This window comes from Kitasatospora sp. NPDC057500 (assembly GCF_042802195.1).
Lineage (GTDB): Bacteria > Actinomycetota > Actinomycetes > Streptomycetales > Streptomycetaceae > Kitasatospora.
In genome coordinates this window covers 20,691-28,586 of the sequence record NZ_JBHVER010000099.1, presented here as the reverse complement: position 1 = coordinate 28,586, position 7,896 = coordinate 20,691, and the positions used below count along the sequence as shown (strand labels likewise).

The following is a 7,896-nucleotide window of genomic DNA, read 5'->3' as shown; positions in this document are numbered from 1 at the left end:
GTCGTGGCCGGCCCGGACGGACGGACCGCCGCCTCCGCCGGGGCGGACCACACCGTGCGGCTGTGGGACACCGCCACCGGCACCCCCACGGCCACCCTCGCCGGCCACCTCGGCCAGGTCCTCGGCCTGGCCGTCAGCCCGGACGGGCGCACCCTCGCCTCGGCGGGCACCGACCGCACGGTGCGCCTGTGGGACACCGCCACCGGCACCGCCGCGGCGGCCCTCACCGGTCACGACGACGATGTCAACGCGGTCGCCTTCACCGACGACGGCGCCACCCTGGCCAGCGCGAGCGGCGACGGCACCGTCCGGCTCTGGGACGTCGCCGCCCGCCGGGTGACCGCCACCCTCGGCGGCCACACCGACTACGTCCAGGGCGTCGCCGCCAGCCGGGACGGCAAGCTGCTGGCGACCGCAGGGTTCGACCACTCCGCCGTGCTGTGGGACCTGGGCGCGGCGACGCTGACCCCCCATCCGCACACGGAGGTCCGGCGCGCGGTGTTCAGCCCGGACGGGCGCACCGTCGCCACCGCCGGTGCCGACCGCTCGGTGCGGCTCTGGGACGTCGCGACCCGCCGCGGGACCGCCGTGCTGACCGGCCACGCGAGCCAGGTCCTCGGCCTGGCGTTCAGCCCGGACGGCCGGCTGCTCGCCTCGGCCGGCGCGGACGGCACCGTCCGGCTCTGGGACCTCGCCACCCTGCGCGAACGGGCCGGTTTCACCGGGCACCAGGGCCCGGTGTCCGCGGTGGCGTTCAGCCCGGACGGCCGGCTGCTCGCCTCGGCGGGCGAGGACCGCACGGCCCGGCTCTGGAACGTCGGACAGCCGGGCCCCGAAGGCGTCCTGATCGGGCACCAGGACTTCGTTAACGCCCTCGCCTTCGCCCCGGACGGCCGCACCCTCGCCACCGGAAGCGACGACCTGACCGTGCGGCTCTGGGACGTCGCCGACCGGCGGCCGACCGCCACCTTCACCGGGCACACCGGGGCGGTGCGCGCCCTCGCCTTCGCCCCCGACGGCCGCACCCTCGCCACCGGCGGCAACGACGCCACCGTCCGCACCTGGGACATCGGGGCACGGCACGCACCGGCCGTGCTCACCGGGCACGCGGGAGCGGTGCGCGCGGTCGCCTTCGCCCCCGACGGCCGCACCCTGGCCAGCGGCGGCAACGACGCCACGGTCCGCCTCTGGGACGCCGTCGCGGGCGCACCGGCGGCCACGCTCTCCGGCCACGGCGGCGCCGTCCGGTCGGTCGACTTCAGCCCGGACGGGCGGACGCTGGCCAGCGGCGGCAGCGACGGAACGGTGCGGCTGTGGCACCGGGACACCGCGGAGCGCTCGGCGGCGGTCTGCGCGCTGCTCGGCCCGGTGGACCGCGAGCGCTGGTCGCGACTGCTGCCGGGGCAGCCGTACCGGAAGGGCTGCGGCGCGGACTGACGGCCGGAGTTCAGGCAGCTCGTCCGCGGTTTCCCGCGGGGTTTCCCGTTTCCCGCCACAACGGGCGACGACGCTCCGCTGGACGCCGTCCGGACGTGCTTGCGACGCTCGGAACCGTCGCCACGGGCCGCGGAGCCGACGGCCCGTCCGATGAGGCCGCTCCCCCACCCACCGCCGCGCGACGCGCACAGCACAGCGGCGTGCGGCACCACACAGCACCGCGCAGCACCGCACCGAAAGGCACCCGAACCACCATGAACCTCCGCAGGAAGCTCGCCACGCTCGGCATCACCCTGGCGGCCGCCGCCGGCGCCGCCGTGCTCCCGGCCGGCCCGGCCCACGCGGCCGCCGACTGCTGGGACGCCGGCTGGACCTACACCGGGACCGTCGGCGGCACCGTCAGCGGCAGCTGGCGCGTCCACTACTGCAACAACGTCCCCAACACCAACGTGCGTTCGCAGCCCTCCACCGCGTACCCGGTCACCGGAGTGATGCGCAGCAACCCGAGCTGGTTCGTCTGCAAGACCGACGAGGGCGGCTACAACGGCGGCGGCCCCCACCCCTACCGGTGGCTGTGGACGCAGTCCGACACCGGCGGCTGGGGCTGGATGCCCGACACCGCGATCTACAGCGAGACCAACCCCGTCCCGGACTGCATCACCGGCTGACCCACGCCCCGGACGGCCGCGGTCCGCACCACACCTCAGTACCGTCGGCCGGACCCACCGGCCGACGGTCCTTCCCGGACGAACGGCACGAGGAGAGAGCCCCGTGCGAGCGAAGCACCGCACCACCACCCTGGCCGGCGTACTGCTCGCGCCGCTGACCGGACACCACCGCTCCGCACCCCGGCGACGTACAGTGCTGCGAGGCTCCGCAGACGGGCCTCCTGGGGGACGGGGAATCGCATGGGCATGGACAAGGCGGCCAGGACCGAGTGGTGGGAGAGCCTGCCGGCCGGGATCCGCGACGAGATCGACGGACATGTCCTCCGGGACTCGCTCCTCATGGCCGTGAGCACCATCACCGACATCGGCCTCGTTCCCCATGACATCGGGGTCGGTACCGCTCAGCTGATCGCAAACGATCGCTACCTCCACTACGGCGACCGGATCGCCCGCGAGCCGGAGAGCCCCCTCGACCTGGAGTCGCTGGCCTGCCGGGCGGCCGGATGCGCGGGCCTCATCGTGGCGATCGAGGCGATCTGGGACGGTGACACCGTCCACGACTGGTTTGTGCGGCTACTGGCCATCACCGCCGACCCGGCGGGAGAGGCTCGGATGGCCACCGTCTACGGGTCGACAGCCCGGCAGTACCTCGGCAGGCAGGAAGACCGCCACCGGCGCCACCCGGTAGCGGTGGTTGCCGAGCGGGCCGGCCGTGCCCTCGCTGAGCACCTCTCGGTTCCGTTCCACTTCGCCAGCCCGGACACACCCGATGACGAGGCCCCACGCCGGCAGCCCTGAGCGGCGATGAGGGCGCACTGCGACGCCACTGACGGCTACGCCGCCCAGGTGGGCCGGATCACGCGTGACCAGTACTTTCACAACAGGCCGTCCTGCGGTCAGCACGGGTTGCTGCCGGCACATCAACGACCCGGGAGGACCCGCGCACTCCCGCCGGTAGAGATCCGACCGGGCGCACCAGGTCAGGAACAGGTCCCGGGGCCGCGTCGTCCATCGGCATCCGGCTCACCCCGTACCTGGTCGGGCGGGCGTGGGCGGGGCGCCCCGGACCTCCTCCGTGCCTCCGGCACGGAGCGTGTCAGCCGGCCAGCCTCTTCAGCAGTTCGGCGGCGAGCGGGGCGGCGGAGGCCGGGTTCTGGCCGGTGACCAGGTTGCGGTCGACGACCACGTGCGGAGCCCAGGGCTCGCCGACCTGGACGTCGACACCGGCCTCGACGAGGCGGGTCTCCAGCAGCCACGCAGCCTTCGCGGCGAGGCCGGACTGGGTCTCCTCGTCATTGGTGAAGGCCGCGACCCGGTAGCCCTCGAAGGCGTTGCGGCCGTCGTCCTCGACCGCGGCCAGCAGCGCGGCCGGGCCGTGGCAGACGACACCGAGCGGCTTGCCGGACTTCAGCGCCCGGACCAGCAGGCGGCCGGAGTCGGCGTCGACGGCCAGGTCCTCCATCGGGCCGTGGCCGCCGGGGTAGAAGACGGCGTCGTAGTCGTCCAGTCGCACGTCCTCCAGCGCGATCGGGCTCTTGAGCTCCCCGGCACCGGCCAGCACCTCCGCGACCTGCCGCGCGCCCTCCTCCCCGCCGTTGAACTCGGGGGCGAGGCTGGCGGTGTCGACGGTCGGCACCACACCGCCCGGGGTGGCCACGGTCACGGTGTGGCCGGCCGCCTTGAACGACTCGTACGGCGCGGCGGCCTCCTCGGCCCAGAAGCCGGTCGGGTGCAGGGTGCCGTCGGCGAGCGTCCAGTGGTCGGCGCCGGTCATCACGAAAAGGATCTTCTTCGACATGGAGGGTCTCCGGGTCTTCGCTCGGCAGGTCGACGGTCGGTCCGACACGTCGGTCGGCCCGCGCCTGCGGCGGTGTCCGCCGTGCACCTCCTGACGACGTGCACCCGGAACGCCGGCGGGCCGACGCCCTCGACGGTAGGCCCGCCCAGCGGCACACACCAATCGGAAAACCGATACCGGACATCGGCGCGGGGACGGCCGAACAGCGGAGCGACCCGTTCGGGCGCCTAGAATTGGCGCGCATGAGCGATAGGAATTCCCATGGGTCGGGGCCGCCGGACCTGAATCAGCTGCGCACCTTCCTGGCGGTCCACCGGACGGGCTCGTTCACCGCGGCCGCACGCGGGCTGCGGCTCTCCCAGCCGACCGTCACTGCCCAGATCCGGGCCCTGGAGGAGCGGCTGGGCCGGGAGCTGTTCGAGCGACGTCCCCGGGGCGTCGTCCCGCTCCCCCACGCGGACGACCTCGCCGCCCGGCTGGCGGAACCCCTCGACCGGCTGGCCGACGTGGCGGGCGCGGGGCCGGAGCGCGCGCCCGAGCCCGTACACCTGGCGGGGCCGGCCGAGTTCCTCTGCACCGTCCTGCTCGGCGTACTGGCGCCGCTCACCGACCAGGGCGTCCGGCTGCGGGTGGCCACCGGGCTGACCGACCCGCTGCTCACGGAGCTGCGCGCAGGGCACCACGACCTCGTGGTCGCCACCCGGCGCCCGCGCGGCCGCTCGCTGCACGCCGAACCGTTCTCCGACGAGGACTTCGTCCTGGTCGCCGCCCCGGCCTGGGCCGACCGGTTGTCCGCAGCGCCGCTCCCGGACGCCCTGGAGCGGGCGCCGCTGGTCGCCTACGCCGAGGACCTGCCCATCGCCCGCCGCTACTGGCGCCACGTCTTCGACCGCCGCCTCCAGGTCCGGGCCGCCGTCACCGTCCCCGATCTGCGGGGCGTGGTCGCCGCGGTGACGGCCGGGGCGGGCTGGAGCGTCCTGCCCGGCTACCTCTGCCGGGCCGAGCTGGCCTCCGGCGCCCTGCGGCTGCTCCACCGGCCGGAGGACCCGCCGATCAACACCGCCTACCTGGTGCGGCGCCCGGGCCCGTCCGCCAACCCGCACGTCGCGCTGGTCCGCGAACGGCTGTTGGCGGCGGCACGGACCTGGTGACCTCCGGCCGGCGGGGCCGGGTGTCCGGCCGGCCGGGGCCGGGTCAGAGCGGGGCCGGTCCCGGGCGGCGCGGGCCGGGCAGCGGCCCGCGCGAGGCGAAGCCCCAGCGGTTGGCGGCGAGCGCGTCGTCCGGCTCGGGGCGCGGGCCGCGGCCGTAGTGGCGGGTGAACTCGAACGGGGTGTGGGTGACGGTGGCCCAGCCCCGGGCGTCCAGGTCGGCGGCGGTGTCGGGCCGGGGCTCGTCGTCGAACAGCACCAGCAGGTCGATGCCGAGTCGGTCGCGGGCCGCGAGGTAGACGGGGTTGCGGCGCACGGCGGCGGGCTCCATGCCGAGCTTCACCTCGTAGGCCAGGCTGCTGCCGGTCGCGCTCAGCCGGTCCACGATGGCGATCAGGCGCCGTTCCGCGGCGGCCGGCAGGTAGAGCAGCAGGCCCTCGGCGAGCCAAGCGGTCGGCTCGCCCGGGCGGAAGCCGGCGGCGGTGAGCGCGGCGGCCCAGTCCAGCCGCAGGTCACAGGCGACCGGCACCCGCCGGGCGGTCGGCCGCGCACCGACCCGGTCCAGGACCTGCTGCTTGAACCCGAGCACCCGGGCCCGGTCGAGCTCGAAGACGGTCGTCCCGGGTGGCCAGTCCAGCCGGTGGGCGCGCGCGTCCAGCCCGGCCCCGAGCAGCACCACCTGGCGGGCGCCGAGCTGGGCGGCCCGCAGCAGGTGGTCGTCCAGGGCCCTGGTCCGCAGCGCGAAGTAGCCGCCGAGCCGCCCCCACAGCGGGTCGTCCGCGCCGTCCGCGCCCCGCGGGACGTCCCGGGGGTGGAGCGGCCAGTGCGCGGAGGCGCGGGCGGCGCGGACGAAGTGCTCGGCGAGCGGGTCGCGGGCCAGGGCGTCGGGGCGACGGCTCTCGATCGCGCGGGCGGCGGCGACCAGCAGCGCGGTCAGTCCGACGCCCTCGTCGACGCCGGAGGAGGCGGCGGAGGCTCCGGAGGAGGAGGCGGCCACCGCGCTGGTGGCTCGGATGGTCACTCCGGTCGCGACACCGGTGGTGGCGGGGGCCGCCGCGGCGGGGGTCATGGGCGCTCCAGTTGCTCGGGGTGCCGTGTCCAGACGGCGGGTCGGTCGTGGGTGGTGACGCGGGCGCCGTAGACGCGGCCCATGAAGCTCAGGACCTCCTCGTCCCGGTAGTGCAGGGCGGCGGTGCAGTCCCGGAGCACCGTCACGTGGAGGCCCTTCTGGAAGGCGGTGCGCGCGGTGCTGTCCACGCAGACGTCGGTGAACACGCCCGCGAACGCCAGGTGCCCGATCCCTCGCGCGGTGAGGTACGGGCCGAAGCCCTCGCCGAGGAAGGCGTCGAAGCAGGCGTACTTGGTGAACACCGCCTCGCCGGGCCCCGGCGCCACGCCGTGGAACTCGGCGCCCCAGCTCCCGTCGAGGCACTTGGGGGGCTTGCCGAGCACGGCGTCCCGGTGGCGCCAGGCGGCGCCCTGGTGCTCGGGGTCGCCGAGGAAGCGGACGAAGAGCACCTCGGTGCCGTGTGCCCGCGCCGTCTCGACGGCCCGGGCGGCGTTGGCCGCCACGACGGTGAGCCGCTCCGGGTCCCCCGGGTAGCGGGCGGCGGCGACGGGACCGGCGCAGAAGTCGTTCTGCAGGTCGACCACGACCAGCGCCGTCCGGTCCGGCACGGCGCTCACGGCCGGTCCGCGAGGACGGCCACGGGCGGCGGACCACCGGCGGGGCGCGGCCCGCCGATCGGGAGCGGGCCGGCGGTGGCCGCCCGCGCCGCCAGGGCGTCGAGCACGGCGTCGACCACGGCGGTAGTGGAGTGCCGACCGCCGAGGTCGGGTGTCCGCACGCCCCGCTGCTCGGCGGCGGCCAGGGCGGTCTCGACGGCGGCCACCGCGCCCGGGCAGCCCGCGTGCCGCTCGGCGATCGCCGCGGCGGCGCGCAGGGTGGCGACGGGGTTGACGGTGTCCTTGCCCGCGAGGTCGTCGGCGGAGCCGTGCACGGTCTGGTACTCCACCAGCTCCCGCAGCTCCGGGTGCAGGTGGACGTTCTCGGTGCAGCGGCTCTCCTGCCGCTCGCCGCCGAAACGGTCCAGCAGGACGACGTGCATGATGTCGGCCCACTCGTTGCCCGCCACGACGACCGTGCGGTCGCCGAGGCCGTGGGTGATCAGGTTGCGGTTGACCGTGTCGGGCTGGAACAGCCGCACCTCGACGCCCAGCCCGCGCGCGATCTCGCCCACCCAGTCGTCCAGGGCGCCGTCCAGCAGGTGGTACTTGTAGGCCATCACCACCCGGGCGGGTCCGCCGTCGGGCCACAGCCGCCGGGCGCGCCGGACGGCGAATTCGAGCACCTTGCCGGTGATCTCCCGGCTGAACTCCATGGTGCGGGTGACCACGCCCGGGGCGTGCCGGTTCTCGCCGGTGTAGAAGCCCTGCGCCTGGTCCCGGACCAGCAGCAGCGAACCGTCCCCGGCGGCGATCGGCTCGACCTTGACGGCCTGGAGGCGCCGCCGGACCAGGTAGAGCGACTGGGCGTTGACGGCCGTGCGGAAGACGGCCGTCGTGCCGAGCCGCGCGCGTTCGCGGCAGAACCGCTCGTAGTGGCGGGCGTCCTCCTCGGTCAGCGCACGGATCCGCTCGATGTCGCCCACCTCCTCACGGAGCGAGACGTACGAGTGGTAGGTCCGCGGTGACCTGACGATCTCGACCCCGGCGCCGTACAGGGACGCTATCCGGTGCAGGACCCGTTCGAAGACGGCCGCGAGCTCCGCGCCCGTTCCACGTCCCACGGCGAGTCCGACTGCTGGTTTCACACTGCTCCTCGGCTGGTCGTCGACTGGTCCGG

At 75.4% G+C, this 7,896-nt stretch carries 8 protein-coding genes; 4 read left to right on the top strand and 4 right to left on the bottom strand.

Features of this window, described 5'->3' with window-relative positions:
- From ACFU74_RS21420 to ACFU74_RS21410, 3 genes are all read left to right on the top strand, one after another.
- Nucleotides 1–1,437, top strand: a 1,437-nt coding sequence (locus tag ACFU74_RS21420; protein ID WP_380759026.1) for a WD40 repeat domain-containing protein, incomplete at its 5' end; no start/stop codon positions are given.
- 254 nt (nt 1,438–1,691) lie between these two features.
- Entirely contained in the window at nt 1,692–2,105 is a 414-nt protein-coding gene (locus tag ACFU74_RS21415) for a hypothetical protein (protein ID WP_380759024.1), read from the top strand.
- Between the two features lie 240 nt (nt 2,106–2,345).
- On the top strand, nt 2,346–2,903 hold the full coding sequence (locus ACFU74_RS21410) for a hypothetical protein (protein WP_380759022.1): 558 nt from the start codon (nt 2,346–2,348) through the stop codon (nt 2,901–2,903).
- Nucleotides 2,904–3,201: 298 nt separating this feature from the next.
- Here ACFU74_RS21410 and ACFU74_RS21405 read toward each other — a convergent pair whose 3' ends face one another.
- Entirely contained in the window at nt 3,202–3,903 is a 702-nt protein-coding gene (locus ACFU74_RS21405; protein WP_380759020.1) for a type 1 glutamine amidotransferase domain-containing protein, read from the bottom strand.
- Between the two features lie 242 nt (nt 3,904–4,145).
- On the opposite strand from ACFU74_RS21405, the gene ACFU74_RS21400 reads away from it, so the two are divergent.
- Nucleotides 4,146–5,054, top strand: coding sequence for a LysR family transcriptional regulator (locus tag ACFU74_RS21400; RefSeq protein ID WP_380759018.1), 909 nt, complete (start codon nt 4,146–4,148; stop codon nt 5,052–5,054).
- Nucleotides 5,055–5,097: 43 nt separating this feature from the next.
- Here ACFU74_RS21400 and ACFU74_RS21395 read toward each other — a convergent pair whose 3' ends face one another.
- Genes ACFU74_RS21395 through ACFU74_RS21385 form a run of 3 tightly spaced genes read right to left on the bottom strand, consistent with a single transcriptional unit; the run spans nt 5,098 to nt 7,864 of the window.
- Nucleotides 5,098–6,120, bottom strand: coding sequence for an SAM-dependent methyltransferase (locus ACFU74_RS21395; RefSeq protein ID WP_380759016.1), 1,023 nt, complete (start codon nt 6,118–6,120; stop codon nt 5,098–5,100).
- A complete protein-coding gene (locus ACFU74_RS21390; RefSeq protein WP_380759014.1) occupies nt 6,117–6,737 on the bottom strand; it encodes a cysteine hydrolase family protein in 621 nt (206 codons plus the stop codon). Before ACFU74_RS21390 ends, ACFU74_RS21395 begins: the two co-directional genes overlap by 4 nt.
- Nucleotides 6,734–7,864, bottom strand: coding sequence for an isocitrate/isopropylmalate family dehydrogenase (locus ACFU74_RS21385; RefSeq protein ID WP_380759012.1), 1,131 nt, complete (start codon nt 7,862–7,864; stop codon nt 6,734–6,736). Before ACFU74_RS21385 ends, ACFU74_RS21390 begins: the two co-directional genes overlap by 4 nt.
- Between the last annotated feature and the right edge of the window lie 32 nt (nt 7,865–7,896).

Bases quoted from the DNA above. Each gene is read 5' to 3' on its own strand.
- ACFU74_RS21400 (WP_380759018.1), top strand. From the start codon at position 4,146: ATGAGCGATAGGAATTCCCATGGGTCGGGGCCGCCGGACCTGAATCAG.
- ACFU74_RS21405 (WP_380759020.1), bottom strand. From the start codon at position 3,903: ATGTCGAAGAAGATCCTTTTCGTGATGACCGGCGCCGACCACTGGACG.
- ACFU74_RS21415 (WP_380759024.1), top strand. From the start codon at position 1,692: ATGAACCTCCGCAGGAAGCTCGCCACGCTCGGCATCACCCTGGCGGCC.
- ACFU74_RS21395 (WP_380759016.1), bottom strand. From the start codon at position 6,120: ATGACCCCCGCCGCGGCGGCCCCCGCCACCACCGGTGTCGCGACCGGA.
- ACFU74_RS21410 (WP_380759022.1), top strand. From the start codon at position 2,346: ATGGGCATGGACAAGGCGGCCAGGACCGAGTGGTGGGAGAGCCTGCCG.